The 25705-nt window shown below is 68.2% G+C and carries 26 protein-coding genes; 15 read left to right on the forward strand and 11 right to left on the reverse strand.

What is annotated here, in order from left to right:
• The first annotated feature begins 33 nt into the window (after positions 1-33).
• The gene (locus tag CVV72_RS02920; protein ID WP_219150916.1) at positions 34-423 is read left to right on the forward strand and encodes a hypothetical protein; all 390 of its coding nucleotides are present in this window, start codon (positions 34-36) and stop codon (positions 421-423) included.
• A gap of 136 nt (positions 424-559) precedes the next feature.
• Here CVV72_RS02920 and CVV72_RS02925 read toward each other — a convergent pair whose 3' ends face one another.
• Positions 560-1237 carry an MBL fold metallo-hydrolase gene (locus CVV72_RS02925; protein ID WP_219150917.1) on the reverse strand — a complete coding sequence of 226 codons (678 nt, stop codon included), beginning with the start codon at positions 1235-1237 and terminating at the stop codon, positions 560-562.
• Positions 1238-1344: 107 nt separating this feature from the next.
• On the opposite strand from CVV72_RS02925, the gene CVV72_RS02930 reads away from it, so the two are divergent.
• Together CVV72_RS02930 and uvrA are read left to right on the forward strand one after the other, a co-directional pair.
• Positions 1345-2568 carry an acyltransferase gene (locus CVV72_RS02930; RefSeq protein ID WP_219150918.1) on the forward strand — a complete coding sequence of 408 codons (1224 nt, stop codon included), beginning with the start codon at positions 1345-1347 and terminating at the stop codon, positions 2566-2568.
• A gap of 77 nt (positions 2569-2645) precedes the next feature.
• Entirely contained in the window at positions 2646-5501 is a 2856-nt protein-coding gene (gene uvrA / locus CVV72_RS02935) for an excinuclease ABC subunit UvrA (protein WP_219150919.1), read from the forward strand.
• 25 nt (positions 5502-5526) lie between these two features.
• Here uvrA and CVV72_RS02940 read toward each other — a convergent pair whose 3' ends face one another.
• A complete protein-coding gene (locus CVV72_RS02940) occupies positions 5527-6165 on the reverse strand; it encodes a fibronectin type III domain-containing protein (protein WP_219150920.1) in 639 nt (212 codons plus the stop codon).
• A 260-nt stretch (positions 6166-6425) separates the two neighbouring features.
• Here CVV72_RS02940 and CVV72_RS02945 point away from each other — a divergent pair, with 260 nt between their 5' ends.
• From CVV72_RS02945 to CVV72_RS02960, 4 genes are read left to right on the forward strand one after another with little or no spacing between them, the layout of a single operon-like run.
• Positions 6426-6977: a sigma-70 family RNA polymerase sigma factor gene (locus tag CVV72_RS02945; protein ID WP_199745745.1), complete on the forward strand. Its 552-nt coding sequence runs from the start codon at positions 6426-6428 to the stop codon at positions 6975-6977.
• Entirely contained in the window at positions 6974-7684 is a 711-nt protein-coding gene (locus CVV72_RS02950) for an anti-sigma factor (RefSeq protein ID WP_219150921.1), read from the forward strand. Before CVV72_RS02945 ends, CVV72_RS02950 begins: the two co-directional genes overlap by 4 nt.
• Positions 7681-8154 carry an SRPBCC family protein gene (locus CVV72_RS02955; protein ID WP_219150922.1) on the forward strand — a complete coding sequence of 158 codons (474 nt, stop codon included), beginning with the start codon at positions 7681-7683 and terminating at the stop codon, positions 8152-8154. Before CVV72_RS02950 ends, CVV72_RS02955 begins: the two co-directional genes overlap by 4 nt.
• Before the next feature lie 9 nt (positions 8155-8163).
• Positions 8164-8868, forward strand: a complete 705-nt coding sequence (locus tag CVV72_RS02960; protein ID WP_255632485.1) for a carbon-nitrogen hydrolase family protein — start codon at positions 8164-8166, stop codon at positions 8866-8868.
• On the opposite strand, the gene CVV72_RS02965 is transcribed toward CVV72_RS02960, so the two are convergent.
• A complete protein-coding gene (locus tag CVV72_RS02965; RefSeq protein ID WP_219150923.1) occupies positions 8847-10250 on the reverse strand; it encodes an MFS transporter in 1404 nt (467 codons plus the stop codon). The two genes, CVV72_RS02960 and CVV72_RS02965, sit on opposite strands and share 22 nt — an antisense overlap.
• 99 nt (positions 10251-10349) lie before the next feature.
• Between CVV72_RS02965 and CVV72_RS02970 the strand changes: the two genes are divergently transcribed.
• A complete protein-coding gene (locus tag CVV72_RS02970; protein WP_219150924.1) occupies positions 10350-10751 on the forward strand; it encodes a helix-turn-helix domain-containing protein in 402 nt (133 codons plus the stop codon).
• Here CVV72_RS02970 and CVV72_RS02975 read toward each other — a convergent pair.
• Together CVV72_RS02975 and CVV72_RS02980 are read right to left on the reverse strand one after the other, a co-directional pair.
• Positions 10741-11322 (reverse strand): DUF6000 family protein, encoded by a 582-nt coding sequence (locus tag CVV72_RS02975; protein ID WP_219150925.1) that lies wholly within the window; start codon positions 11320-11322, stop codon positions 10741-10743. The genes CVV72_RS02970 and CVV72_RS02975 overlap by 11 nt on opposite strands.
• Before the next feature lie 80 nt (positions 11323-11402).
• Positions 11403-12725 (reverse strand): cation:dicarboxylate symporter family transporter, encoded by a 1323-nt coding sequence (locus CVV72_RS02980; protein WP_219153791.1) that lies wholly within the window; start codon positions 12723-12725, stop codon positions 11403-11405.
• Between the two features lie 205 nt (positions 12726-12930).
• On the opposite strand from CVV72_RS02980, the gene CVV72_RS02985 reads away from it, so the two are divergent.
• The 5 genes from CVV72_RS02985 to CVV72_RS03005 all read left to right on the forward strand — a co-directional run bounded on the left by CVV72_RS02985 (position 12931) and on the right by CVV72_RS03005 (position 17274).
• The gene (locus CVV72_RS02985) at positions 12931-14535 is read left to right on the forward strand and encodes a sensor histidine kinase (RefSeq protein WP_219150926.1); all 1605 of its coding nucleotides are present in this window, start codon (positions 12931-12933) and stop codon (positions 14533-14535) included.
• On the forward strand, positions 14532-15200 hold the full coding sequence (locus tag CVV72_RS02990) for a response regulator (RefSeq protein WP_219150927.1): 669 nt from the start codon (positions 14532-14534) through the stop codon (positions 15198-15200). The genes CVV72_RS02985 and CVV72_RS02990 overlap by 4 nt, the downstream gene beginning before the upstream one ends.
• A 37-nt stretch (positions 15201-15237) precedes the next feature.
• Positions 15238-15603, forward strand: a complete 366-nt coding sequence (locus CVV72_RS02995; protein ID WP_219150928.1) for a MerR family transcriptional regulator — start codon at positions 15238-15240, stop codon at positions 15601-15603.
• An 18-nt stretch (positions 15604-15621) separates the two neighbouring features.
• On the forward strand, positions 15622-16572 hold the full coding sequence (locus CVV72_RS03000; RefSeq protein ID WP_219150929.1) for a zinc-binding dehydrogenase: 951 nt from the start codon (positions 15622-15624) through the stop codon (positions 16570-16572).
• 153 nt (positions 16573-16725) lie between these two features.
• Positions 16726-17274, forward strand: a complete 549-nt coding sequence (locus tag CVV72_RS03005) for a snapalysin family zinc-dependent metalloprotease (RefSeq protein ID WP_219150930.1) — start codon at positions 16726-16728, stop codon at positions 17272-17274.
• Positions 17275-17506: 232 nt separating this feature from the next.
• Here the strand turns inward: CVV72_RS03005 and CVV72_RS03010 are convergent, their stop codons facing one another.
• Complete coding sequence (locus CVV72_RS03010) at positions 17507-18757, reverse strand: choice-of-anchor Q domain-containing protein (RefSeq protein ID WP_219150931.1); 1251 nt, start codon at positions 18755-18757, stop codon at positions 17507-17509.
• Between the two features lie 67 nt (positions 18758-18824).
• Here CVV72_RS03010 and CVV72_RS03015 point away from each other — a divergent pair, with 67 nt between their 5' ends.
• Together CVV72_RS03015 and CVV72_RS03020 are read left to right on the forward strand one after the other, a co-directional pair.
• Positions 18825-19901, forward strand: coding sequence for a DUF5005 domain-containing protein (locus CVV72_RS03015; RefSeq protein WP_219150932.1), 1077 nt, complete (start codon positions 18825-18827; stop codon positions 19899-19901).
• Complete coding sequence (locus CVV72_RS03020) at positions 19898-20440, forward strand: hypothetical protein (protein WP_219150933.1); 543 nt, start codon at positions 19898-19900, stop codon at positions 20438-20440. Before CVV72_RS03015 ends, CVV72_RS03020 begins: the two co-directional genes overlap by 4 nt.
• Here the strand turns inward: CVV72_RS03020 and CVV72_RS03025 are convergent, their stop codons facing one another.
• The 5 genes from CVV72_RS03025 to CVV72_RS03045 all read right to left on the reverse strand — a co-directional run bounded on the left by CVV72_RS03025 (position 20441) and on the right by CVV72_RS03045 (position 25697).
• A complete protein-coding gene (locus CVV72_RS03025) occupies positions 20441-21022 on the reverse strand; it encodes a hypothetical protein (protein WP_219150934.1) in 582 nt (193 codons plus the stop codon). It lies immediately after the preceding gene.
• A gap of 151 nt (positions 21023-21173) precedes the next feature.
• Positions 21174-22586 carry a beta-N-acetylhexosaminidase gene (locus tag CVV72_RS03030; RefSeq protein WP_219150935.1) on the reverse strand — a complete coding sequence of 471 codons (1413 nt, stop codon included), beginning with the start codon at positions 22584-22586 and terminating at the stop codon, positions 21174-21176.
• A gap of 1 nt (position 22587) precedes the next feature.
• Complete coding sequence (locus CVV72_RS03035) at positions 22588-23463, reverse strand: carbohydrate ABC transporter permease (RefSeq protein WP_219150936.1); 876 nt, start codon at positions 23461-23463, stop codon at positions 22588-22590.
• Positions 23454-24413 (reverse strand): carbohydrate ABC transporter permease, encoded by a 960-nt coding sequence (locus CVV72_RS03040; protein ID WP_219150937.1) that lies wholly within the window; start codon positions 24411-24413, stop codon positions 23454-23456. The genes CVV72_RS03035 and CVV72_RS03040 overlap by 10 nt, the downstream gene beginning before the upstream one ends.
• Positions 24414-25697, reverse strand: coding sequence for an extracellular solute-binding protein (locus tag CVV72_RS03045; RefSeq protein WP_219150938.1), 1284 nt, complete (start codon positions 25695-25697; stop codon positions 24414-24416).
• Positions 25698-25705: the final 8 nt, after the last annotated feature.

The raw sequence follows: 25705 nt of genomic DNA on the forward strand, positions 1-25705 counted from the left end.
CTACCCGCGGGGTATCGATCGGGAGATGAAACCATGTCAGAAGACGCCATCGCGCACGAGATCGCGGTATCCCTTGGCGGGAAGAATTGGGTCGTCGCGGAAGAACGCGGCGAGCAAGGTGTCGCCGGTCCTGATTTGGTGGTCGAAGACCCAGCCGGGCGTTCGTACCTCATAGAGGTCAAGTCGGGGCAGGGCGCTACTCATTTCAGTCAGATCGCCCAGGTCGAGAGCATGGCGGCCAGCCGGCTTCAGCAAGGCGATGCCGCTCAGCAGGTGCAACCCGTCCTCGTGACCACCATGGCGGTGTCCGAGCGGATCGGGGCCATGGCTGAAACCGTCGGTGTGGAGATCGTCAAGGCGCACGGCTCTCCTGAGGAGATCGGCGTCGCCGTCGCTCGGCAGCTGAGCCAGTCCGCCGAGTAGGAGTTCCACGGGCACGCGATGCTCGACTGCGAACCTCGAGCTCGAACACCGGCTTCGCGCTGGCCTGCCGGTGTTCGAGCTGACGGGTCTAGCCGGCCATCAAGGTCTTGGATCTGATTGTCCGGTGCCGAAAGGCTCACCAGCCGCGGTCGCGCCACTCCGCCAGATGACCGCGCTGCTCACCAAGCGTCGAGTCGTCCCCGTGTCCCGGGTAGAACCACGTCTCATCCGGCAGTTCGCCGAAGATCCGCGACTCAACATCGTCCAGTAGCGACTTGAAGTCCTCCGGCGAGCCGGTCTTCCCGACACCTCCCGGGAACAGCGAGTCGCCGGTGAACAGGTGCGGATGACCGTTCGGGTCGCGGTACAGCAGCGCGATGGAGCCCGGGGTGTGGCCGCGCAGGTGGATCACCTCGAGGGTGATCTGCCCGACCTTGAGCGTGTCGCCGTGTTCGACGAGGAAGTCCGGCGGGATCGGCAGCGGTTCGGCGTCCAGCGGGTGGGCGGCGGTGTTCGCGCCGTTCGCGCCGGCGACGGCGCCGAGGGCCTGCCAGTGATCTTGGTGCTGGTGGGTGGTCACGACGGTCTTCAGCGCGGGCCGGTCGGGGCCGTGGCCGATGAGGTCGGAGATCCGCTCGGGGTCGTTCGCGGCGTCGATCAGCAGCGCCTCGTTCTCGGCGCGGCAGACGAGGAGATACGCGTTGTTGTCCATCGGGCCGACCGACAGCTTCGTGATGGTGAGCGCGTCCAGGGTGCGACGGGCGGCGTCGCCGCCGGGTTCAACGTGCCCGGTGTAGGTCTCGACGATGTTCACACCGCATACGGTAGTCGTTCGCCTGCAATCGGTTCCACCCGCACAGGCGGCACACAGGTGCACGACGTAGGCTCGCGTCGCCCCGCCAGCCGAACCACAGGACGCTCGTGCCCGACGCTTCGCCGCGCGCCTCGCGCAAGATCAGCTGGGACGTCCTTCGCGTTGCCGCCGTCTTCGCGGTCATGCTCGGGCATATCACCCATCAGGGGGCGCTTCTGCATCCCGAACTGGTGGGGTACCCCTTTCGGGTAACCGCACAATTCGGCGCGGCCATCCTTCTGGTGATCTCGGCCTTCTTCGTCTGCGCGAGCCTGCGCAAGGGGCGGCCCGGACGGTGGCTGTGGAACCGGGTCGCGCGGCTGGTGCCCGCGTACTTGGTGGCGGTGGTGGTCACCTATGTCGTCGCCAGGTACGCGACGATCCGGTTCAGCGGCCTGCCGTTCCCGCCGGGCCTGTCCGGGTTCCTGTTCGGTGTTCCGCAGGGCCCGCCGTCCGATCCGTCGCCCTGGTACGTCCCCACCGGTGCCGATCTGCTCGCCAACCTGGGCATGGTCCAGGAATGGGGCTGGCGGTACGAGCTCTTCTACTACCTCGACGGCGCCTACTGGACGCTGCCGGTCCAGCTCGTCGCCTTCACCGCCGCCGCGCTTCTCTGGCCGCGCCGGTGGCGTACCCACCGGCTCACCGTCGGGCTGCTCTGGGCGTTGATCCTGGTTCCGCTGTTCGTCCGGTTCGTGGTGTTCGACCCGGTTTCCACGCCGAAGCTCGTGGAGACCTTCTACTACGGTCTCGGGTTGCATCGCGTGCACGTCTTCGCCATCGGGATCGCCATCTGGCTGTGGTCGAAACGACGTCTCGCGCACTGGCATCTCGCGTTGTTCGTGCTCGCCGCCTGCGCCGCGCAGGACCTGCAGGTCTTCCCGTTCCATCAGGCCCTGCCGAACGATCCCGAGCGCTGGCCGTCGGCCGTCGGGTTCGCGATCATGCTGCTGCTGGTGTGTCTGGCCGCGCGCGGACCGGACTGGCGGTCGCCCGGCCTCGCCAGGGTCGCCCCGGCTGTCACCTGGCTCGCGGGCATCTCGTATGGTCTTTATCTGGTGCACCAGGAACTCGGTTACATCCTGGCCCGTGCCCTGCTGAACGCCGGTGTCCCCGGTTGGCTGCGGTTGCCCCTCGTGCTTGCCGCCGCCGTGTTCGGGGGCTGGGCGATCACCGCCGGCGTGGAACGGCCGGTCCACCGGTGGCTCACCGCTCGCCGGGATCGACGCGAAAAGCCGGGAAAACCGCAGGTCAAAGACTCGAAACCAGTTTCTGTCGGTGGTGCCTCGTAGCATGGAAGCGGCCGCCCGTGCAGCTATCGACCGGGACGGCGACCGCAGCTGAGAATGAAACCTGAAGGGACCCTGGCGTGGCTGATCGCCTCGTTGTTCGCGGCGCCCGCGAGCACAACCTCCGCGGTGTGGATCTCGACCTGCCCCGCGACAGCCTGATCGTGTTCACCGGTCTGTCCGGGTCCGGGAAGTCGAGCCTCGCCTTCGACACCATCTTCGCCGAAGGGCAGCGCCGCTACGTCGAGTCGCTGTCGGCGTACGCGCGCCAGTTCCTCGGTCAGATGGACAAGCCGGACGTCGACTTCATCGAGGGCCTTTCGCCCGCGGTGTCGATCGACCAGAAGTCCACCTCGCGCAACCCGCGTTCGACCGTCGGCACCATCACCGAGGTCTACGACTACCTGCGCCTGCTCTACGCCCGTGCCGGAAAGGCGCACTGCCCGCAGTGCGGCGAGGCGATCAGCAAGCAGACCCCGCAGCAGATCGTCGACCAGGTGCTCGCGATGGAGGAGGGCACCCGCTTCCAGGTGCTCGCGCCGGTCGTGCGCGGCCGCAAGGGCGAGTACCTCGACCTCTTCGAGAACCTGCAGCAGCAGGGCTACGCGCGCGTCGTGGTCGACGGGACGGTCCACCCGCTCACCGACCCGCCGAAGCTGAAGAAGCAGGAAAAGCACCAGATCGCCGTCATCATCGACAGGCTTTCGGTGAAGACCAGCTCGCGGCAGCGGCTCACCGACTCCGTCGAGACGGCGCTCCGGCTGGCCGACGGCCTGATCGAGCTGGAGTTCGTCGACCTCCCGGAGAACGACCCGCACCGCGTGCGCGGGTTCTCCGAGAACCTGGCCTGCCCGAACGGCCACCCGCTCGCGATCGAAGACCTCGAGCCGCGGTCGTTCTCCTTCAACGCTCCCTACGGCGCCTGCCCGGACTGCACCGGTATCGGCGTCCGCAAGGAGGTCGACCCGGAGCTCGTGGTCCCGGACGACGAGATGTCCCTCGGCGAAGGGGCCATCGCGCCGTGGGCGGGCGGCCAGAGCGCGGACTACTTCATCCGCCTGCTCGAGTCGCTCTCCGAGACCATCGGCTTCCGGATGGACACGCCGTGGCGCAAGCTGCCGGCGAAGGTGCAGAAGGCCGTCCTGCACGGCGTCGACGAGCAGGTCCACGTCCGCTACAAGAACCGATACGGCCGTCAGCGGTCGTACTACGCGAGCTTCGAGGGCGTCATCCCGTTCCTCGAGCGGCGCCAGGAACAGACCGAGTCCGAGTACATGCGCGAGCGGTACGAGGGCTACATGCGCGAGGTGCCGTGCCCGGCCTGCCAGGGCACGCGGCTCAAGCCGGAGATCCTCGCCGTCACCCTGGAGCACAAGACCCAGGGTGACCGGTCGATCGCCGAGGTCTGCGCCCTGTCGATCGCGGAGGCGTCGCAGTTCCTCGACGAACTGGAGCTCGGCAAACGCGAGCAGGTGATCGCCGGCGCCGTGCTCAAGGAGATCCAGGCGCGGCTGCGCTTCCTGCTCGACGTCGGCCTCAACTACCTCTCGCTCGACCGCGCCTCCGGCACCCTGTCCGGTGGCGAGGCGCAGCGCATCCGGCTCGCCACGCAGATCGGTTCCGGTCTGGTCGGCGTGCTGTACGTGCTGGACGAGCCGTCGATCGGGCTGCACCAGCGCGACAACCACCGCTTGATCGAAACGCTGGTCCGCCTGCGGGATCTCGGCAACACGCTGATCGTCGTCGAGCACGACGAGGACACCATCCGCTCCAGCGACTGGGTGGTCGACATCGGCCCCGGCGCCGGTGAGCACGGTGGCCACATTGTCCACAGTGGACCGTACAAGAAGATCCTGCGGAACAAGGAGTCGATCACCGGCGCGTACCTGTCGGGGCGCACCAAGATCGAGGTTCCGGCGATCCGGCGCCCGATCGACAAGAAGCGGCAGCTGACCGTCGTCGGCGCGCGCGAGCACAACCTGCGCGGGCTCGACGTGTCGTTCCCGCTCGGCTGCCTCGTGTCGGTCACCGGTGTCTCGGGTTCCGGGAAGTCCACGCTGGTCAACGACATCCTCGCGACCGTGCTGGCGAACAAGCTCAACGGTGCTCGCCAGGTCCCCGGCCGTCACACCCGCGTGAACGGACTGGCGAACGTGGACAAGCTGGTCCGCGTCGACCAGTCGCCGATCGGTCGCACGCCGCGGTCCAACCCGGCGACGTACACCGGCGTCTGGGATCACGTGCGCAAGCTGTTCGCCGCGACCACCGAGGCGAAGGTGCGGGGCTACCAGCAGGGCCGGTTCTCGTTCAACGTCAAGGGCGGCCGGTGCGAGGCCTGCGCCGGTGACGGGACGATCAAGATCGAGATGAACTTCCTGCCGGACGTCTACGTCCCGTGCGAGGTCTGCAAGGGCGACCGGTACAACCGCGAGACCCTCGAGGTGCACTACAAGGGCAAGACCGTCTCCGACGTGCTGAACATGCCGATCGAGGAGGCGGCCGAGTTCTTCGAGCCGATCAAGGCGATCCACCGGCACCTGGCGACCCTCGTGGACGTCGGCCTCGGCTACGTCCGGCTCGGGCAGCCCGCGCCGACCCTGTCGGGCGGTGAGGCGCAGCGCGTCAAGCTCGCCAGCGAACTGCAGAAGCGGTCCACCGGCAAGACGGTCTACATCCTCGACGAGCCGACCACGGGCCTGCACTTCGAGGACATCAGCAAGCTGATCGGCGTGATCAACGGACTGGTGGACAAGGGCAACACGGTGATCGTCATCGAGCACAACCTCGACGTCATCAAGACCTCGGACTGGATCATCGACATGGGACCCGAGGGTGGTTCCGGCGGTGGCACCGTGATCGCGGAGGGCACGCCGGAGCACGTCGCTTCGGTGGAGGAGAGTTACACCGGGCAGTTCTTGAAGACCGTTCTCGCATAGCGGCTCGTGAGTGGTAAAGACGGTTCTAACCGTCCTTACCACTCACGAGGTCCAGCACCGGCGAAGCGGGCCCGTAGTAGAAGGCGCGCAGCCGGTACGAGGCGCCTTCTTCGCCCGGCATCGTGGCGAGCCCGGCCGACGTGGTCCCCGGATCGGAGACCTCGATCGGCACGAACTCGGCGGTGCCGGGTTTCTTGATCTCCACAAGGAAACCGTCTTCGTCGGTCGAGCGATCCGTCCAGCTGAACCGCACCATCTCCTCCGGCGCGGGCTCGGCCCGGAACGACGCCGGGGCGGCCGTGCGATCGCCCGTCCGCAGGGACACGGCGGGACCGGCCGCGGCCGGAGTGGCAGGCCCGGAAACCGTGACGGCGTCCGAAACGGCGCCGTAGAACGGCCGGATCCGATAGTAGAACCGCGTTTCCGGCATCAGGTCCGGATGCCGGTAGCTCGTCTGCCTCGGCGGCACGAACCGCAGGATCGTGTAGTCGCCGTGCGGATCGGTGGTGTACTCGACGATCCGCCCCGCGGCGGCCGGATCGTCGTCGGGCCAGCTCAGGTCGACGTTCACCGGATCCGTCAGCGTCGCGGTGAAACCGGGTTCCTCGCCGCATCCCGACACGAAAGCGACCGCCAGCAGAACGGCCGCGAGTTTCCTTGGCACGCCGAGACCCTCCCGGGAATCAGGCGGCGGCGGAATCCGGAGGCGTCAGCATACGAGCGCGCCCGGTGATCGACAAGACCCCGATTGAACCGAAGCCCCGTGCCGTCCGTGTGGGAGGCAAGAGGAGGCGGCCATGGAGAACCGAGGAGAGGCCGGTGCCGATGCACAGTTCGATCGCGGCGCGCGCCGAACGATCCACTCTGCCCCTGCGGGTTGCAGTACTGTCCTCGCCGACCCAGAAGACCGTCGGGAGGACGCGAGTGGCGATCGGAGGCTGGCGGCCCAAAAAGGCCAAAGGCGAGGACTTGGTCCGGCACTTGTACGCCGAACACGGGCGAAGCCTGCTGGCGTACGCGACGAGGCTGACCGGGGACCGCGCGGCCGCGGAGGACGTCGTGCAGGAGACCCTGGTCCGGGCCTGGAAGCACGCCGAAGACCTGGAGAACGACGCGAAGGGATCGGTGCGGGGCTGGCTGCTCACGGTGGCCCGCAACATCATCACCGACCGGGCGCGGGCCAGGGCGGCGCGGCCACCGGAAGTGGCGGAGCCGGAGGAAGGCGTGCCCACGCCGGCGGTCGAGCGGGATCACGCGCAGAGCGTCGTGGACTCGATGGCCGTGCTCGGGGCGATGGACGGCCTCTCCACGGAACATCGTGAGGTGCTGGTGGAGATCTACTACCGGGGCCGGACGGTGGCCGAAGCGGCGAGATCCCTGGGCGTGGCTCCGGGTACCGTTAAGTCGAGATCTTATTACGCGTTACGGGCGCTCAGAGCCGTGATGGCGGGACCCGGGAAGGAGGTGGCGCGATGAGCGCGGTCGGACATGACCAGGGCCAGCTCGCGGCCTACGTCCTCGGTGGGCTCACCCCGGCGGAAGCGGCCACGTTCGAGACGCATCTGGCGAACTGCCCCACCTGCCGTCGCGAGGTACGCGAGCTGTCGGAACTGCGGTATCACCTTGACGAGGTACCGCCGGAGGCGTTCCTCGAAGGACCTCCCGACGGCGGAGAGCTGCTGCTGCAGCGCACGCTGCGCCAGGTTCGCGAAGAAGAAGGCACCCAGGAGCGCAAGCCGCGGCGGCTCCTCGCCGTGGCCGGTGCCGCCGTACTGGTCGTCGTGGCGCTGGGCGCGGGCGTGCTGGTCGGACGGCAGACATCGCCCGAACCGTCGACGGTGGCGCTGCCGGTGCCGACGGTGGCGGCCCCGGTGCCCGGCACCCGGGATCTCGCGGCCACCAACCGGGACACGGGAGTGCAAGTGGCGGTACGGGTGGTTCCGGCCGCGGGATGGGTCCGCCTGCACGCCAAGGCGACAGGCGTCCGCGAGGGCGAGAAGTGCTCGCTCGTCGTGGTGACCAAAAGCGGAGAGCGGGTCAACGCGGGCAGCTGGCTCGTTTCGGAGAAGGGACAGCGCGAGGGGACCGGTGTCGACGGTTCCGCGTTGGTCGCCCCGGGCGACGTGGCCTCGGTCGACATCGTGACCATGGACGGCCGGAACCTGGTGTCGGCGCGGGTATGACGGATGCGCTCGCGGGTCGCGGAGGCGGTTGGTACCGCTTCCGCGACACGTGGCTGCTTCCGGCCTCGCCCAAGGCGGTTTTCGACGCCGTCGTCGACCTGGCCGCGTATCCGCTGTGGTGGCGCGACGTCCGAGCGGTCAGCCAGGTCGACGAGGACACCGCCGAACTCGTCTGCCGGTCCAGGCTGCCGTACGCGCTGACCGTACGGATGCACCGGGACCGGCAGGACGAGCGCGAAGGCCGGGTGCGGGTCCTGCTCAGCGGCGATCTCGAAGGGACGCTGGCCGGCGCGCTGGTAGCGGTGGGGACCGGCACCAGGCTGGAGATCACACAGGAGGTCGAGGCGCGGAAACCGTTGCTGCGGAAGCTCGATCGGATCGCGCGGCCGGTGTTCCGGATCAACCACGCGCTCATGATGCGACGAGGGCAAAACGGATTACGCGGGTATCTGACGGCGGCCACAGGTTAGGCTCCCGCCATGCGTGTCGCCACCGTGCAACCGTTCACCGTCCCCGCGGATCTTTCCGCGAACATCGCCGAACACGCGAGGCTCCTCCGGATCGCGGACGCCGATCTCTGCGTCTTCCCCGAACTTTCCCTGACCGGCTTGGAATTCGAGGCGCTGGCCGCCGATCCCGGACTGTGGCTGTCCCCGGACGACCCCCGTCTCGAACCGCTCCGCGAGGCGTGCCGGGCCAGTGGTGTCCATGCCGTCGTCGGACTGCCGCTCGTGGAGGACGGACGACGGCTCATCGGCTCGCTTGTCCTGGGTCTCGACGGGGAAAACGTTGCCACCTATGCGAAACGGAACCTGCACAACAGCGAGGAAGAGCTGTTCGAGCCGGGCACGCGGCAGGTGATCGTCGAGGTCGGTGGCAGGCGTCTCGGCCTCGCGATCTGCCTCGACGCGGCGAATCCGGACCATGCGCGGGAGCTCGCCGAGGCGGGCGCCGAGGTCTACGTCCTCAGCGCGCTCTTCAGCGAGGGCCAGGAACAGCGGCTGCTCGACCAGGTCGGCGTCGCGGCCGGATATGGGATGTGGGTCGTGCTTTCCCAGTATTCCGGCAAGACCGGCGGGATGGCCGCGTTCGGTGGCAGCGGGGTCTGGAAACCCGGAGGCGCCGCCGAGGTTCGCCTCGGCGGCGAGGTCTCCGAGTGGGCCTACGCGACTATCGCTTCCTGAACTTTCCGCGTGCGAAGGAACACCGTGGCGGAGAAGACGGCGAGAGCGAGCAGTCCGGCGCTCAACGCGTACGCCGTCCGGTAGCCGCTGGTGAGCGCTTCGGGAACCGCGGTGCCCTCGGCGAGAAGCGAACCGGTGCGGGACGCGGCGGCGGTCGCGAGCACGGCGGTCCCGATGGCCGCGCCGATCTGCTGCGTGGTGTTGATCAGCCCCGAAGCGACCCCGGTGTCGGCGGGGGCGACGCCGGACATCGCCTGCCCCATCAACGCCGGCATCGCCGCGCCGAACCCGATGCCCATCAAGACGAGCGCGGGCAGAACGTCCGTCGCGTAGTCACCGTCCGCCTCGACGGTGGCGAGGAAGCCGAGCGCTACCGCGACCAGGGAAAGCCCGGTGACGAGTACCGTTCGCGCCCCGAAGCGGTGGTTCAGCCGTTCGGCGAAGACCAGCGACATCACCGCGATCGAGAGCGGGGCGGGCAGGAACGCGAACCCGGTGCTCAGCGCGTCGAGGAGGAGCACACGCTGCAGGTAGAGCGCGGTGATGAACTGGAAGCCGAACAGCCCGGCGACCATCAGGACCATCACCGTGTTCGCCCCGGACACCACGCGGAGGCGGAAGATCCGCAGCGGCAGCAGCGGTTGACGGGCCTTCGCCTGCCGGAGCACGAATCCGGCGAGAAGAAGCAGCGACACCGCGAGCAGCCCGAGCGTGCGGGCGTCCGCCCAGGTGTACTCCTCGGCCTTGACGATCGTGTAGACCAGCAGCATCAGCCCGCCGGTGACCAGCCCGGCGCCGGCGACGTCGGTGCCGCCGCACAGGCCGGGGCCCCGGTCGTCGGTGAGCAGCCGGACGGCCAGCACCAGCGCGATCGCGCCGATCGGCAGGTTGACGAAGAACGTCCAGTGCCAGTCGAGCAGCTGGGTGAGCGTTCCGCCCGCGATGAGCCCGATCGACGATCCGGCGGCCTGGGTGAAGCTGTAGACGCCGATGGCCTTCGCCCGTGCCCGCGGTTCCGGGTAGAGCGTGGTGATCATGCCGAGAACGACGGCCGACGCCAGCGCGCCGCCCGCGCCTTGAAGGAAGCGGAACCCGATGAGCTGTGCCTGGTCCTGGGCGATTCCGCAGAGCAGCGAAGCGAGGGTGAACAGCCCGAGCCCGGCGAGGAAGACCCGTTTCCGTCCGATCAGATCGCCCAGTCTGCCGGACAACAGGAGCAGCCCGGCGAACGCGATCAGGTAGGCGTTGACCACCCAGGCGAGGGTGGACGGCGTGAAGCCGAGGTCGTTCTGGATCGCGGGCAGCGCGACGGCGACGATCGAGCCGTCGAGGACGACCATCAGCGAGACGGCGCAGAGGACGGCGAGGGTGAGAGCGCGCATGGTGGTCCTTCGAGATTTCCCCAGGTGATGCCTTGGTGCATCACTTGTAACAGCGCCCATCTTGTGTGACTCTGTTCCTCGCCGGAAGGAGGCACTTTCATGTCCCAGGGGAACACCGATGTGACCGCGCAGGCCAGGGTGGTCGATCCGGAAAAACTCGAGGTGTGCACCGTGCTCGAGGTGATCAACCGGATCAGCGGCAAATGGGCGATCGGCATCCTGCTGGAGGCCACGCGCGGTCCGGTGCGGTTCACCGAACTGGAACGCTCGGTGGAGGGGATCAGCAGGCGGATGCTCACGCTGACGTTGCGGAACCTCGAACGTGACGGCCTGCTCGTGCGCACCGTGTACCCGACGGTGCCGCCGAAGGTGGAGTACGAGGCCACGCCGATGGCGAAAGAACTCTATGCGTCGCTGAGCGGCTTGCTGAGCTGGGCCGAGCGCCACCGCGACTCGATCGCCGCGTCCCGCGTCGACTACGACGAGAAGGTCAGCGCCTGACGTCCGCCGTGTGCACGGCGCGCTGGACCTGCGAGCACAGCAGGTCGAAGTACATCTTGTGGAACGGCAGGTCCGTGCCGTTCTTCGCGGACCAGCTTTCCCACAGCCCGTCCGGCCGCAGATAGCGCGACGTGTACGCGGTCGTGAGGTCGGCGTCGATGTGGTGCAGGGCCGCGAGCGCCCATTCCTGGTCGTAGCGCAGATCCGGCCGCGCGAGGTAATGGTCCAGATAGGACACGAGGATCTCGGCGTCGGCGATCGTGCCGAACCGGGCCAGCGCGAAGCAGTAACCCTGCCCGGCGAAGACCAGGCCGCTTTCCAGGAACAGTTCCCGGATGCGGCCTCGCCACGCGGTGCGGCGGTCGACGCCGATGAGCCACGCCGCGGTGATCCGCGGCCGCCAGTCCGCCGCGAGCAGCTCTTCGAGTTCGTCGTCGGTGATGCTCCGTGCGTCCTCGACGAGGTCGCGCAGGAACGTCTCGCGTTCGGGGTCGCTCATCATCCCGGCGAAGTTGCCGTGCAGCAGCTTCGAATACCGCGCGATCACGTAGCGGTCGATGACGTCCGGCATGCCGCTCAGTTTGCCGGAAAGAAGAAACCGCGGTGCGAGGACGGGGGACCCTCGCACCGCGGTTTCGTTCTTGCCGTGCGCTACACGCGCGCCACGGCTTTCTCCCTGTCTCCGTCACTGTCCTCGTGGGGATCCGAAGCGTGATCGTCGATCAGGGTGGCTTCGTCGAACGGTGCCTGCCCGCTGAAGACCTGGTTGGCGCGTTCGCGGTCGAACTCCTTGGTCCACGTGCCGACCAGGACGGTCGCGACGGCGTTGCCCGCGAAGTTGGTCAGCGCGCGGGCTTCGGACATGAAGCGGTCGATGCCGAGGATGAAGCCGACGCCGTCGACCAGTTCCGGCCGGTGCGACTGGAGACCGCCCGCGAGCGTCGCGATGCCGGCGCCGCTGACGCCCGCCGCGCCCTTCGACGCGATGATCATGAACAGCAGCAAGGAGATCTGTTCGCCGACGCCCAGCGGCTGGTCCTGCGCGCTGGCGATGAACAGTGTCGCCATCGTCAGGTAGATGGCCGTGCCGTCGAGGTTGAACGAGTAGCCGGTGGGCACCGTGATGCCGACGACCGGTTTGGAGACCCCGAGGTGTTCCATCTTCGCGATCAGGCGGGGCAGGGCCGATTCGGACGACGAGGTCGAAAGGATCAGCAGGAACTCGCGGCCCAGGTAGCGCAGCAGGGTGAAGATGTTGATCCGCGCGCCGAGCCACAGCACCGAGCCGAGCACGCCGAACACGAACACCAGGCAGGTCAGGTAGAAGCCGATCATGATGACGGCGAGGCTGCGCAGCGCGCCCCAGCCGGTTTCGCCGACCACCGCGGCGATCGCGCCGAACGCGCCGACCGGGGCGGCCCACATGATCATGGCGAGGATCCGGAACACCAGCCGCTGGATGTGCTCGATGCCGCGGCGGATCGGCTCGCCCTTGGTGCCCAGCTTCTGCACGGCGAATCCGGCGAGCAGCGCGACCAGCAGCGTCTGCAGCACCTGGCCTTCGGTGAACGCGGAACCGAAGCTGGTGGGGATGATGCCCATCAGGAAGTCGATGGTGCCTTCGCCGCCTTCGGCCTGCTTGTGCGCCTTCGCGGCGGCGGCGGGGTCGAGGTGCAGGCCCTCACCCGGGTGCAGGAGGTTGCCGACGACGAGGCCGATCGCGAGCGCGAACGTCGACATCATCAGGAAGTAGCCGAGCGACAACAGCCCGACCTTGCCGACCTTCGCGGCCTTCGCCACCGACCCGATACCGAGGACGATGGTGCAGAAGATGATGGGGGAGATCATCATCTTGATCAGGTTGACGAAACCCGTGCCGAGCGGCTTGAGTTCCTTGGCCAGCCCCGGCGCGGCGAACCCGACGATGACGCCGAGGACCACCGCCGCGATCACGGCCAGGTACAGGTAGTGCATCTTGTCGCGACGTCGTGGCGCCGCTTCCGGCGTTGTAGGCACCTTTGCCTCCAGCTCAGGGGGTGTCCGTGGGATTGCCGGTCACTATCACCCGGCCAGGTGAGCTGGGTCACGGTTGTGTTCATTGAGTTCGCGCGAGTGTCATTTAGGGAATTCCGTTCAGGCGTGTGGAGCGCCCCCGGCGCCGGTGTGCTGGTATGGGCGGGTGCCCTCGACGACGTGGATCCGGACCAGGCGCGGCAGCCTCGCCCGCCAGCTGCTGATTCTCCAGCTCGTGGTGCTTTTCGCCCTCGTCGCGGCCGGGGTGGCCTTCGCCTATCTCGATTCCGTCCGGGCCACCGAGGACCGGGCCGAGGACAAGGTGATCGCGGTCGCGGAAGCGGTGGCGGACGCGCCGGGGGTGCTGGCCGCACTGTCCACATCGGAGCCCACTGCCACGCTGCAGCCGTTCGCGCAGCGTGTCCGCGCGGACACGGAAGTGGATTTCGTGACCATCATGGACAAGAACGGGATCCGCTACACGCATCCGAATCCGGAGCTGATCGGGCAGCCGTTCATCGGCAACATCGGCGAGGCGCAGCGCGGCGGCAGGGTGCTCGAGACCTACGCCGGCTCGCTCGGGCCGTCCGAACGCGTCGTGGTCCCGGTGCACGGTGCCGCCGGACAGGTCGTCGCGCTGGTGTCGGTCGGCATCACCGTGGAAGCGATCGACGCCGAACTGCGGGAACGCCTGTGGCCGTTGATCGGGGTCGCGGTGGCGGTGCTGGTGGTCGGCGGGATCGGCAGTTATCTGGTCAGCGCCCGGCTCCGGCGGCAGACCAGGGGGATCGCGCCCGAAGAACTGAGCAACCTGTTCGAGTACCACGAAGCCGTCCTTCATTCCGTGCGCGAGGGGCTGCTGCTCGTCGGCGGCGACGGGCGGGTGGTGCTGTGCAACGACGGAGCCCGCGCGCTGCTGGAGGTCGCCGACGATCCGGTGGGCCGCGAACTGTCCGCATTGGACATTCCGGAAGACCTCGTCGCAGCGTTCACCTCGGGGGAGGAGCGCACCGACGAACTCCATCTCACCGAAGCCAGGGTGCTCGTCGTCAGCACGTCGCCGGTGCGCTCGCGCGGAAAGGCGATGGGCACCGTGGTGATCCTGCGCGACCACACGGAACTTCAGGCGCTGACCGGGGAACTGACGACCGTGCGCGGCCTGGCCGAGGCGCTGAGGTCGCAGGCGCACGAGGCGGCGAACCGGCTCCACACCGTGGTTTCACTCGTCGAAATCGGCCGCCCCGAACAGGCCGTCGAGTTCGCGACCGAAGAACTCGCGCTGGCGCAGGAGCTCACCGACCGCGTGGTCGGCGCGGTCGCCGAACCGGTGCTCGCGGCGTTGCTGCTGGGCAAGGCGGCGGAGGCGAGCGAGCGCGGTGTCGAGTTCACGATCACGCCGGACACCGTCATGGAGGACGCGGACACCGGCGTCCCGCCACGCGACCTGGTGACCATCCTCGGCAACCTGATCGACAACGGCATCGACGCGGCGGCCGGGAACGCCGGCGACGGCGGGCGGCCCGGCGTCGAGGTCACCGTGCGGTCCGGCGCCGGGGGCCTGCTGCTGCGGGTCGCCGACACCGGCCCCGGCGTGGACGACGTCGAGGACGTGTTCCGGCGCGGCTGGTCCACCAAACCCGAGGACGGGCACGGGCTCGGCTTGGCACTGGTGGGTCAGGCGGTGCGGCGGCACAGTGGGACGATCGACGTCGGCCGTGCCGAGGGCGCGGTGTTCACCGTCCGCCTGCCGCCGAAGGAGTCCGCGCGATGATCAAGGTGCTGGTCGTCGAGGACGAACCGGTGGCCGCCGACGCGCATCGGGTGTACGTCGAGCGGATGCCCGGCTTCACCGTGTCCGGTGTCGTCCACTCCGGCGGCGACGCCCTGCGGTTCTGCGAACGCGAACCGGTCGACCTGGTGCTCTTGGACTTCTATCTTCCGGACACGCACGGTCTCGCGGTCTGCCGGTCGCTGCGCGCGGCCGGTCTCCCGATCGACGTCATCGCGGTGACCTCGGCGCGGGATCTGGCGCTGGTGAAGGCCGCCGTGTCGGTCGGCGTGGTGCAGTACCTGCTGAAACCGTTCACTTTCGCCTCGCTGCGGGAGAAACTCGAGCGCTACGCCGAGTTCCACGGCGCTTCGGGCGAGGTCACCGGACAGGCCGAGATCGACCGCGCGCTCGGCACCCTGCGCACCACCGAGCGGCAAGTCCTGCCGAAGGGGATGAGCTCGCAGACCCTGGAGGCGATCACCGAAGTCCTCGCCTCCGCCGCGGACGGCCTCTCCGCCGGGGCGGCCGCGACCGCGATCGGCGCCTCCCGCGTCACCGCGCGCCGCTACCTCGAATACCTCGCCGACAACGGCCTCGCCCAGCGCGAGCCCCGCTACGGCCAGGTCGGCCGCCCCGAGGTCTGGTACAAACCGAAAATCGTATAACGACCTATACGCCCGCTCGGCGGCTACCTTGGGCATCGTGAAGATCGGCGAACTCGCGCGGAAGACCGGGGTCAGCGTCCGTTCGCTGCGCTATTACGAGGAAGAGGGCTTGCTCACCCCAGGCCGGGAAGGCAACGGCTACCGCGATTTCTGCGAAGGCTCGGTCGAGGCGGTCCTGCAGATCCGCGGGATGCTCGACGCGGGCCTGCCGGTCAGGCTGATCCGCGAAGTCCTCCCGTACCTCGACGGGCCGGGGGAAGTCCGTCCGAAGGAGCCCTGCGAGTACATGATCGGTGAGGTCGCACGGCAGCGGGAAGTGCTCGATCGGCGGATCGCGCTCATGACCCGCAATCGCGATGCCCTCGACGCGTACTTGCGCGACTTGACCCTCACGCAAATGTGAGGGTTTTAGCGTGCGGACATGACTTCGATGCGCGCGCTGCGACAGAACTCCTCGGACGGTCCCGAGGATCTCCACTTGATCACCGACAGACCCGTTCCGGTGCCGGGACCAGGTGAAATCCTGCTGAAGGTCACCGCCGCCGGGGTCAACTTCGCCGACGTCATGCAGACGCGGGGCACGTACGAGGGCGGGCCGGAAGCCCCGTACGTCGCCGGGTTCGAGGCGGCAGGCGAGGTCGTGGCGCTGGGGGAAGGGGTGACCACGCCCGCGGTCGGCGACCACGTCGTCGGGACCGGCGGCGGCGCCTTCGCCGAGTACATGGTCATGTCCGCGGCCGGCGCCGTACCGGTGCCCGAGGGCTGGTCGGACGACCAGGCGATCGGGCTGATCCTGAACTGGGTCACGGCGCTCGCCGCGCTCAAACCGCTGGGCGGACTCGCCGCCGGTGAGACCGTGCTGGTGCAGGCGGCGGCGGGCGGGGTCGGCCAGGCCGCGGTCCGGCTGGCCAAGCACTACGGGGCGACCGTCATCGGCGCCGCTTCGCCGGACAAGCACGACTCGGTCCGGGCGCTGGGCGCCGACCGCGTGATCGGATACGGCGAAGAGACGGGGGAGGTGGACCTCGTGCTCGAATCGGTGGGCGGGGCCGCTTTCTCCGCCGGTCTGGCCGCGGCCAAGCGGGTCACCGGACGCGTCGTGGTCTACGGCGTCGCCGGGGGAGAGGTCGCGATCACCAACCGGGACTTGAACTTCCGGCATCAGATCCACGTGATCGGACTGCATCTCGGCGTGCTGATCGAGCACGCGCCCGCGATCTTCGCGGAGCTGATGGACGAACTGCGTGCCCTGATCGCGGCCAGCGTCTGCGTGCCGGGGACGCCGACGGTGTACGACCTTGCGGACGGGCCGAAGGCGCTCGCAGAACTCGAGGCGCGGGCGACGTCGGGAAAGCTGGTGCTCCGGCCTTGAGCCCGACATAGTCGTATGCGAACACGTGCATGTCAATAGGGCGAAAGTGTTGGTAAATCACCAGCTGCCAGAAGCGACGAAAGTTGGTGCCGAGTCTCGGCCGGGGCTCCTAAATTCACGAACCATTCCGTTGTCCTCACAAGGAGTGGGTCCATGGCAAGGAAGTTCTTCGTCTCCGCGTCCGTGAGTTTGGCGCTGCTGGCCGTCCCGGTCACCGCGGGCCAGGCCACGGCGGCGGTCCAGCCTGCTCAGCAGACCGTGGCGGCGACCACGGTCTACTACGACGCCTCGGGAGCACCCAGCTTCCGCGCCGCCATCCAGGCTGGCGTGGCCAACTGGAACAACTCGGTGTCCAACGTGAAGCTGCAGGAGAGCTCGTCGGGCGCCACCCTGCGCTACACCGAGGGCAACGACCCCTCGGGTTCGTACGCCGAGACCGACGGCCATGGCCGCGGCACCATCTTCATCGACTACACGCAGGCGCGGGAGTACGACCAGACGCGGATCGCCGCGCACGAGACCGGTCACGCGCTCGGCCTGCCGGACAACTACCAGGGTCCGTGCTCCGAACTGATGTCCGGCGGCGGCCCCGGCCCGTCCTGCACCAACGCGAAGCCGAACGCTCAGGAGGTCTCGCGGGTGAACTCGCTGTGGGCCAACGGGCTCGTCGCGGCAGGCGTCATGCAGCGCATCTACAACTGACGCTTCGGGTCTCCTCGTGAGTGGTAAGGACGGTTCTGACCGTCCTTACCACTCACGAGACTTGACCCATTCGATGCCAGTGGGTGCCCGGCCCGGCCCGGCCGCGGCCCTGGTGAGCATGTCGCGAAAGCCACTTTCGAGACGTCTGGTGTCCCGAAAGTGGCTTTCGCGACACCACCTCCGGAAGCCAGTAGGTACCTGAGACGCTCTTGGTTGGAACCGTCCTGACCACTCACGAGAATTCGTAGGCGCCCGCGTCGACCGCCAGGCCCGTGTACACGGGATTGCCGTCGACGTCACGGTCGTCGTACTTCGTGGTACCGAGGTCGATCGCCGGGCTTCCCGCCTGAAGGATCAGGTTCGTGGCCGAGGTGAACTTCGGGTCCGCGACCTTGTCCGTCGCGCCGGGAGTGAACTGCCGGAGCCCGCCGAAGTACACGTTGTGGTCGGTCGCGGTGAAGGTCGCGTCCGCGTAGCCGACCTTGTACGCCGCCTGGACGACGTTCTGCGTCATCGTCAGCATTTGGTTCGTGCAGCCGCCGTAGCAGACGAAGCCCTCCGCCTCGGCGTTCGGGAGCCGGAGCGAGTTGTTGCGGAACACGGTGCCGAGTACGGGCCCGTTGCCGTCCTCCGCGCCGCGCGTGATGATCCCGCCGCGCGTCTTGGCGCCGTAGATCGCGTTGTATTCGAAGATGTTGCCGGTCGAGACGCCGTCGGGGTCCTTCGCGTCCGTGCCGAGTTCGGTGAAGGTCTCGTTGTCCTCGGAGATGTTGTGGTGGATGACGTTGCGGGAGCCGTAGAAGATCTCGACCGCGGCACCGTCGAGACCGCCGAAGTCGTCGGCCTTCGCGATCGAGCCGCTGATCCGGTTCCAGCCGATGTCGGAGTCGTTGCCCTGGACCAGTACGGCGAAGGCGCCGGAGTCGTCGTTGCCACCCGGTGTCACGACGGTCATGTGGTTGTTGTCGACCAGGTCGTTCTGCGTGACCTCGGTGCCGTCGGCCGACGGCGCGATGTAGACGCCCGCGCCGGCGCCGGTGATCAGGTTCGACAGCACCTTGTTGCGATCGCCGGACACCTTCACCCCGGCCCACGAACAGCGTCCCGCGTCGGCCGCGACGCCGATCTGCAGGTCCTTCACCACGCTGTCGTTCCCCGGGAGATCGACACACGCCTCGGTGTTGCCCTTGACGATCGGCCGCGCTCCGGTGCCGTAGGCGCCGATCGTCACGCCCGAGCCTTTGACGGTGAGGCCACCGGACCAGGCACCGCCGCGACGCAACAGGACGGTGTCGCCCGCGGCGAACGTGGTGGCGGAGACCTTCGCCAGGGATTTCCACGGGGTCTGCTGCGAAGTGCCGCTCGCGGTGTCGCTACCGGCGACCTGGTCGACGTAGTAAGTCTTCGAGGCGGCTTCGGCCGTCGTGAATCCGGTGCACGCGAGGGCTGCGAGCACGGTCACGGAAAGCAGTTTCCAGGACATTCGGCGGACGGTAATCACCTGGCGCACAAGGGTCGTACAAAGACCTCGGTGGCTTTAGCATGATCCGATGCGCCGGGCGTCGAGGATTCTCGTGGCCGCCGCGCTGCTGTTCAGCGCCGTGGTGGCGAGCAGCGGGATCGCCTCCGCGCCGCCGCCGGTCGCTCCCGTCGCCGGGCTGAACGAGCTCTGGAACGCCTACGGCGATCAAGGCGGCCGTTGGACCGGCGGGGATCGCACGGTGTCGGTCCCGCTGCCGGACGGCCGGACCGCGTGGCTGTTCTCGGACACGTTCCTCGGCACGGTGAACCCGGATCACAGCCGCCCCTCGGACAGCCCGATCGCCCGCAACACCCTGGTCGTCCAACGGCCGGACGGCACGCTGGGGGAGACGCTGCACGGCGGCACCGCGGACGAGCCGGAGGCGCTGATCGGGCTCGCGGGTTCCGGCGAGCACTACTGGGTCGGCGACGGAGTCGTCCATGGCGACGTCCTGTGGGTGCTCTACAACCGGTACCGGACGACGGGACCCGGCGGCCTCGACTTCCGGAACACCGGGACCTCGCTGGCCACCTTCCGGTTGCCCGGGCTGACGCCGTCGGAGCTGCTGGTGATCCCGGTGGGCGACAAGGTCGCGTGGGGATCGGAGCTGCTCGAAGACGGTGGCCACATTTACATCTACGGTGCCGAACAAGGACATCTCCGGCTCGCCAGGGTGCCTGTCGGGGGCCTTCGCGGGCCTTGGCAGTTCTGGACCGGCGCCGGGTGGTCGTCCCACGAAGAGGACTCCGCCCGGATGCTCGCCGGGGTCGGGACTGCGTTCTCCGTGACCCGAGTCGGCGGCGAATACGTGCTGATCACCCTGGACACGAGCCCCGGTTTCAGCCCGGTGATGCTCGCCTACACCGCCGCTTCGCCGACAGGCCCGTTCCGGGATCCTGTCGTTCTCCACCGGGCACCCGAAGCCAGTGACCGGCGCATCGTCTACGACGCGACCGCCCATCCTCAGCTGAGCCGTCCCGGCAAGCTCACGGTGTCGTACAACGTGAACAGCCTGGATCACGCCGACAACATCGCGGACGCGCGGATCTATCGGCCGCGGTTCGTCGAGGTCGCCTGGCCGCCTGCCCTACGCTTCATCGAGTGATCGAGATACTCGACGACCTCGACGTCCTCACCCGGCCGGATGTCGATCCGCGCGAATTGAGCCTCGCCGGCGCCCGCTACGGGTCGAAAGCCGCCGACACCGTCGCGCGCGACAGCGTCATCGAGGTCACGCTCTCGTCGATCGTCCACCGCTCGATCGGCGGAAGCGGCCGGACCACGGAGTACTACGGCGCGGACGGTGAGCCCCTCTCTCGTGAAGAGGTGGTCGAGAACGCCGTCGAAACCGAGGGAATCGTGCACTTTTCCGGCAGGTTCAGCTACCGGATCGTCGGCGGAACGGTCTCCGGGTTCGCCTTCTACGGTGGCGAGCGTGGTCTTCTCGCGCACTTCGGGTATCTGCGGTCTCGTGACGAGTTCCTCGACCTGTTCGGAACGCCCGATCTCGTCGAGGAGAGCGTCGATTGCGGCGAGCTGATGGGATACCGGCATCGCTACCGGACCGCCGGGAAGCAGGTCTTCTGGGACAGCTGGGACGATCGCGTGAGCTGGTTGAACATCGGCGACTTCGACTCTCGCTGATCACTCGAGCGCGCGGCCTCCCGGCGCTTCGATGGTCAAGGGGACCGACGAGTCACCGGTGAGCTGGTTCAGCCGGGTCATGGTCCGGTCCAGTTGCTCCGCCAGCCGCGGGATCGTGCTCGACGGGAGATAGGCCTCTGCCCCGGCGTCGAGAAGACGGCGCACCGGGCCGTCGTACTTGACGCCGAGCTCGGCGTCTTCGATCTCCGTGATCACGATCCGCGCCTTCGGGTACAACGCGCGGAAGTTGCCGATCAACTGCGGGCTGCCCGGCGGGACCAGCAGAACGTCGACGGTCGGGGGAGCCGAGCGCAGGTCCAGGACGAGGTAGCCGGGGCCGAGCCGCTCGGACAACGAGTCCCGCGCCGACGCCGACAGCTTCATGGCGGTGGCCACCACCGTGATGTCGTCGGAGTCCGGCGAAGGGACCGGTTCTTCGCGGACAGCGGCGGAAATCGTCCCGATGGTCTCGCCGTTCCTGGTGATGAGCACGTTCTCACCAGGGCGGAGGGTGTCGATGAGCGCTACGAGTTCTTCAGGAAGCTGGGTGGCGTCGACCCACCGTGCGGACTGATCACTCATCACCCCATGATGGCCTGATTCCCCGCGCGTGGTGCAAGGACGGTACGTGAAGGCCTCCTTCATTGCGCCTAGCGCGGTGAAGGGGGCCTTCACGTACTCCGGCGGGCAAGAACACCGGTCGTGAGCGGCAATCACCACTCACGACACGTGCTTACCGTTGCCGCGGCCGCCCCGGAACTCCTGGCCGCGTCTGCCAGGGATGCGGCCCGTCGAGCGGCCGGTACTCGACACCCAGCGCGTCCAGCCGGGGCAGGTGGTGGTCACGCAAACGCGGCAGGAACTCCGCGTAGTCCCGCCCGACCGGATCGCTCCACGCCACCTCCGCGAAGGCGCACAGGCGCGGGAAAGCGACGTAGTCCACCCGCCGCACGGTGTCGAGATGCTCCGACCACACCTGCGCCTGCGCGCCGAGAATCGACTTCCCCTCGGGGAAATCGGCGGGCACCGGCTCGTAGCCGTAGAAGCTCTCCAGCGTGCTCAGGTAGCCGACGGGGATCGGTTCGTCGGGGTGGTCGGACTGCCGGTGATCCAGGTACACGTGCTCCTCGGGGCACATGACGACGTCGTGCCCGGCGGTCGCCGCGCGGGCGCCGGCGGCTTCGCTCTGCCACGAGCCGATGACCATCGGCGGCAGGTCGCCCGCTTCGAGTACTTCGTCCCAGCCGAGCGGACGACGCCCGCGATCGACCAGGTGTTGCGCGATCTCGCGGACGAACCGGCCGTGCTCCTCGGTCGCGCCGGGCACCTCGTCACCGCCGAGCGCGATGACCTCGGACGGGAAGATGTCCAGCACGTGGTCGAAGACGCGCTTAAAGAAGTCCACTGTGGACTTCTCGGTGTTCAGCAGTGACGTGCTGATGCCCCAGCTCGTCCAGACCTCCCACGGTTCGGCGGTCTCCGGTCCGAGTTCGGGGTACGCGGCGATCGCGGCCCGCGCGTGCCCGGGGATGTCGACCTCCGGGACCACCGTCACCGAACGCGCGGCGGCGTACGCGACGATCTCGCGGAGATCGTCGGCCGAGTAGAACCCGCCGTGCGGCCGCCCGTCCCGTTCCGGGCCGTCGTGCCGCCCGACCATGGACGACTTCCGCCAGCCGCCGACCTCGGTCAGCCTGGGGAACTCGGGGATCTCGATCCGCCAGCCCTGGTCGTCGGTGAGGTGCAGGTTGAGCACGTTGAGCTTGTGCGCGGCGATCAGGTCGATGAACCGCAGCACCTCGGCCTTGGTCCGGAAGTTCCTCGCCACGTCCAGTAAACAGCCGCGCCAGCCGAACCGCGGGTGGTCCGTGACGACGCCGCACGGGATCGTCCTCTGTCCACTGTGGATCGATGCGGTCCGGAAGGCGTCCGGGCCGATCAGCTGGCGGAGCGTCTGGCGGCCGTAGAACTCGCCTGCGGCGTCGGCCGCGTGCAGTGTCACGCCGGATGGATCGATCTCCAGCCGATAGCCCTCGGCCGGCAACAGCGCGTCGCTGCGCACGTCCACTTCGGACGGTACTGGGCATTGTCCCGGCAGGGGTTCCACCGAGACGGGACGGGGGAGCAGAGTTTCGAAGCCAGGCATGTCAGCCCTTCACCGCGCCGCCCATGACGGACACGAGTCGTCGTTGCACCAGAATGAAGAACACCAGCACCGGGATGGTCATCAACGTCGAACCCGCCATCACTGCGCCCCAGTCGGTGTCCTCCGGTTTGAAGAACACCAGGATCGCCAGCGGGAGCGTCTGGTTCTCGGTGTTGGAGATGATGAACGTCTTCGCGAACAGGAAGTCGTTCCAGGCGTGGATGAACGCCAGCACGCTGATCGCCACCAGCCCGGGGGCCACCAGCGGGAAGAGGATCTGCCAGGTGAACCGCATCCGGCTCGCCCCGTCGATCTTCGACGCTTCTTCCAGTTCCTGTGGCACCGCGGCGACGAAGCCGCGCAGCATCCAGATCGCGAACGGCAGGCTGAACGCCAGGTGCACCAGGATCAGCGAGCCGAGGTGGTTGGTGCCGAACGCCGGTGCGACGTCGCCGACCGACCGCATCAGGAAGAACAGCGGGATGGTCAGCGCCTCGACCGGCACCATCTGCGCCACCAGCACCATCACCAGCAGCACGGTCCGGCCCTTGAAGTTGAACCGGGTCAGCGCCACCGCCGAAAGGAACGACAGCAGCAGGGACAACGCCACCACGACGACGGCCACGATCACACTGTTCAGGAAGAACAGCGCGAAGCCTTCGCCGCTCAGCACCCGTTCGAAGTGCTCGAGCGTCGGCGTGAGCGTCCACGGCCGGGGGTTCTCCGCCTGGATCTGCCCGGTGGGTTTGAAAGCCGAGAGCACCATCCAGTACACCGGGAAAGCGACCATCCCCGCGATCACCACGCAGATGATCTCGGCGATCAGCCTGCCAGGGCGCTTCACCCGGCGGTTCTTCGGCGCCGTCGTCACACCCATCCCGCGCTCCGGCGTTGCGACCGGACGTACAGCCCGGTGATGGACAGCAGCAGCAAGGTCATCACGACTCCGAGCGCCGCGCCGAGACCGTATTCCTGTCCGGCGAAGGCCTGTTGATAGGCGAAGACGTTGAGCACGAGGTTGCGCCCGGCCACACCGCCGCCGTTGGTCATCACGTAGATCTGCGTGAAGATCTTGAAGTCCCAGATGATCGACTGGATCGTGGCGATGGTCAGCAGCGGCCGCACCATCGGCAGCGTGATCGACCACGTGGTGCGCCAGGTCGACGCGCCGTCGAGGTACGCGGCCTCGACGACCTCCTCCGGCACCCCTTTGAGCCCCGCGTACATCGTCACCATGACGAACGGGAACGAGCACCAGATGACCTCGGCCGCCACCAGCCCGAACGTGCTGTAGGTGTCGAACGTCCAGGAGTGGTTGGCCATCCCGGTGAACCCGATACCCGAGAGCACCTCGTTCACCAAGCCGAAGTCCGCGTCGAACAGGAACAGCCAGACGTACGAGCCCGCCATCGCCGGCGTCGCCCACGCGGCGAGCGCCGCCAGGAACAGCGGGACGCGCGCCCACGAGCGGACCCGGGTCGCCAGCACGGCGAGCCCTGTCCCGAGCGCGAGGCTGCCGACGACACAGACCGCGGTGAAGCCGAGGGTCTTGGCCAGCACCTCCCAGAACTGGAGGTTCTCCAGCAGTTCGACGTAGTTGCCGAAGCCGAGGAACACCAGCGGGGCGTTGCCGACCGCCTGCGGCTGGCCGTAGTCGTAGAACGAGATCAGGACGAGCTGGTAGATCGGGTACACCAGCATCGCCAGCAGCAGGATGCCACCGGGCGCCAGGTAGAGCAGGGCCGCCCGCCCGTCCCGGCGACGGCGGGGTGACCGCCGTGCCGGGACGGCCGGAGCCGTGGTGCGGGGGATTTCTTTCGTGACCACTTAGCCGAACGCCTTGTTCATCTCGGCGGCCGCGGCGGTCAGCGCCGTCGCGGGGTCCTTGCCGCCGGTCGCGATCTGCTGGATCGCGGTGGGCAGGACGTTCTGCGCGTCGATCTTCGACCACGCCGCGGTGGCGGGGACGAACTTCGTGCCCGCGGTGAGCGTGTCGACGAACGGCTTGACCGACGGGTCGCTCGCGGCGACCTTCTGCTGGACGCTGCCGAGAGTCGGCAGGTTGCCCATGGCGACGTACATCTTCTCCTGGTACTTCGCACCACCGAGCAGCTGCGTGAACTCGACCGCGAGGCTCTTGCGCTTGGTCGCGTTGAACACGCCGAGCAGGTTGCCGCCCGCGAACGCCGGGGCGATCTTGCCCGCCTCGGTGCCGGGGATCGGGATGATCGCGTACTTGCCCTTCACCTGGCCCGCTTCGACGGCCTTGCGGTTGAAGTCACCACCGATGGACATCCCGGCCTTGCCACCGGCGAACGCCGTGATGCTCTGCGTCCCGGTGAGGTTGGCGCACTGCTCGGGCGGGCAGATGTCCGCCTTCAGCAGGTTCGCGTACGCCGCGACCCCGGCCTTGGCCTGCTCGGAGTCCACAGTGGACTTCCACTTGTCGCCGTCCTGCTTGGCGATCTCGCCACCGTGTGCCCACAGGAACGGCAGCATCGCGTAGGTGTACTTGCCGCCGACCGAGATGCCGTAGAGCTCGGGCTTCTTGGCGCGGATGGTCTTCGCGGTCTCGGTCAGTTCCGCCAGTGTCGTCGGCGGCTTCAGGCCGAGTTCGGCGAAGAGGTCCGTCCGGTAGTACAACGCGCGGATGCCGGTGAACCACGGCAGCCCGTAGGTCTTGCCGCCGGACTTCGCGGTCTCCAGTACCGCGGGCAGGATGTCGGCCCCTTCCTTCCACGACGAGAGATCGCCGCTCAGGTCGGCCAGCGCGCCGGTGGCGGCGTAGCTGGACACGTCGGTGTTGCCGAACTCGGCGACGTCCGGCGCGCTCGCCGGATCGTTGAAGGCGCCGGAGAACTTGTCCGCGCGGCCCTCCACCGGGACCCACTGGACGTCGACCTCGACGCCCGAATGCGCCGCCTTGAACTCGGCGATCGCCTCCTTGACCGCCGCCTCCTTGGGCGCGCGGTTGGCCTCGTCGAACAGCCAGACGCGGATCGTGCCGGTCTTCTCGTCACCGCCGCTCGCGGCAGGGGTGTTCTGGGCCGGCGCGCAGCCGGCCACGAGGCCGACGGCCGCGAGGCCCGCGATGAGGACGCGAGTTCTCATGGGATTTT

Origin of the sequence: Amycolatopsis sp. TNS106 (assembly GCF_019330265.1) — a bacterium.
Lineage (GTDB): Bacteria > Actinomycetota > Actinomycetes > Mycobacteriales > Pseudonocardiaceae > Amycolatopsis > Amycolatopsis lurida.

Excerpts from the sequence above, each read along its gene's own strand:
- CVV72_RS02975 (WP_219150925.1), bottom strand. The coding sequence starts at position 11,322 with ATGCCGGACGTCATCGACCGCTACGTGATCGCGCGGTATTCGAAGCTG.
- CVV72_RS03005 (WP_219150930.1), top strand. The coding sequence starts at position 16,726 with ATGGCAAGGAAGTTCTTCGTCTCCGCGTCCGTGAGTTTGGCGCTGCTG.
- CVV72_RS02990 (WP_219150927.1), top strand. The coding sequence starts at position 14,532 with ATGATCAAGGTGCTGGTCGTCGAGGACGAACCGGTGGCCGCCGACGCG.
- CVV72_RS02955 (WP_219150922.1), top strand. The coding sequence starts at position 7,681 with ATGACGGATGCGCTCGCGGGTCGCGGAGGCGGTTGGTACCGCTTCCGC.
- CVV72_RS03030 (WP_219150935.1), bottom strand. The coding sequence starts at position 22,586 with ATGCCTGGCTTCGAAACTCTGCTCCCCCGTCCCGTCTCGGTGGAACCC.
- CVV72_RS02970 (WP_219150924.1), top strand. The coding sequence starts at position 10,350 with ATGTCCCAGGGGAACACCGATGTGACCGCGCAGGCCAGGGTGGTCGAT.
- CVV72_RS03015 (WP_219150932.1), top strand. The coding sequence starts at position 18,825 with ATGCGCCGGGCGTCGAGGATTCTCGTGGCCGCCGCGCTGCTGTTCAGC.
- CVV72_RS02920 (WP_219150916.1), top strand. The coding sequence starts at position 34 with ATGTCAGAAGACGCCATCGCGCACGAGATCGCGGTATCCCTTGGCGGG.
- CVV72_RS03010 (WP_219150931.1), bottom strand. The coding sequence starts at position 18,757 with ATGTCCTGGAAACTGCTTTCCGTGACCGTGCTCGCAGCCCTCGCGTGC.
- CVV72_RS03045 (WP_219150938.1), bottom strand. The coding sequence starts at position 25,697 with ATGAGAACTCGCGTCCTCATCGCGGGCCTCGCGGCCGTCGGCCTCGTG.
- CVV72_RS03000 (WP_219150929.1), top strand. The coding sequence starts at position 15,622 with ATGACTTCGATGCGCGCGCTGCGACAGAACTCCTCGGACGGTCCCGAG.
- CVV72_RS02965 (WP_219150923.1), bottom strand. The coding sequence starts at position 10,250 with ATGCGCGCTCTCACCCTCGCCGTCCTCTGCGCCGTCTCGCTGATGGTC.
- CVV72_RS02980 (WP_219153791.1), bottom strand. The coding sequence starts at position 12,725 with ATGCACTACCTGTACCTGGCCGTGATCGCGGCGGTGGTCCTCGGCGTC.
- CVV72_RS03035 (WP_219150936.1), bottom strand. The coding sequence starts at position 23,463 with ATGGGTGTGACGACGGCGCCGAAGAACCGCCGGGTGAAGCGCCCTGGC.
- CVV72_RS03025 (WP_219150934.1), bottom strand. The coding sequence starts at position 21,022 with ATGAGTGATCAGTCCGCACGGTGGGTCGACGCCACCCAGCTTCCTGAA.
- CVV72_RS02950 (WP_219150921.1), top strand. The coding sequence starts at position 6,974 with ATGAGCGCGGTCGGACATGACCAGGGCCAGCTCGCGGCCTACGTCCTC.
- CVV72_RS02960 (WP_255632485.1), top strand. The coding sequence starts at position 8,164 with ATGCGTGTCGCCACCGTGCAACCGTTCACCGTCCCCGCGGATCTTTCC.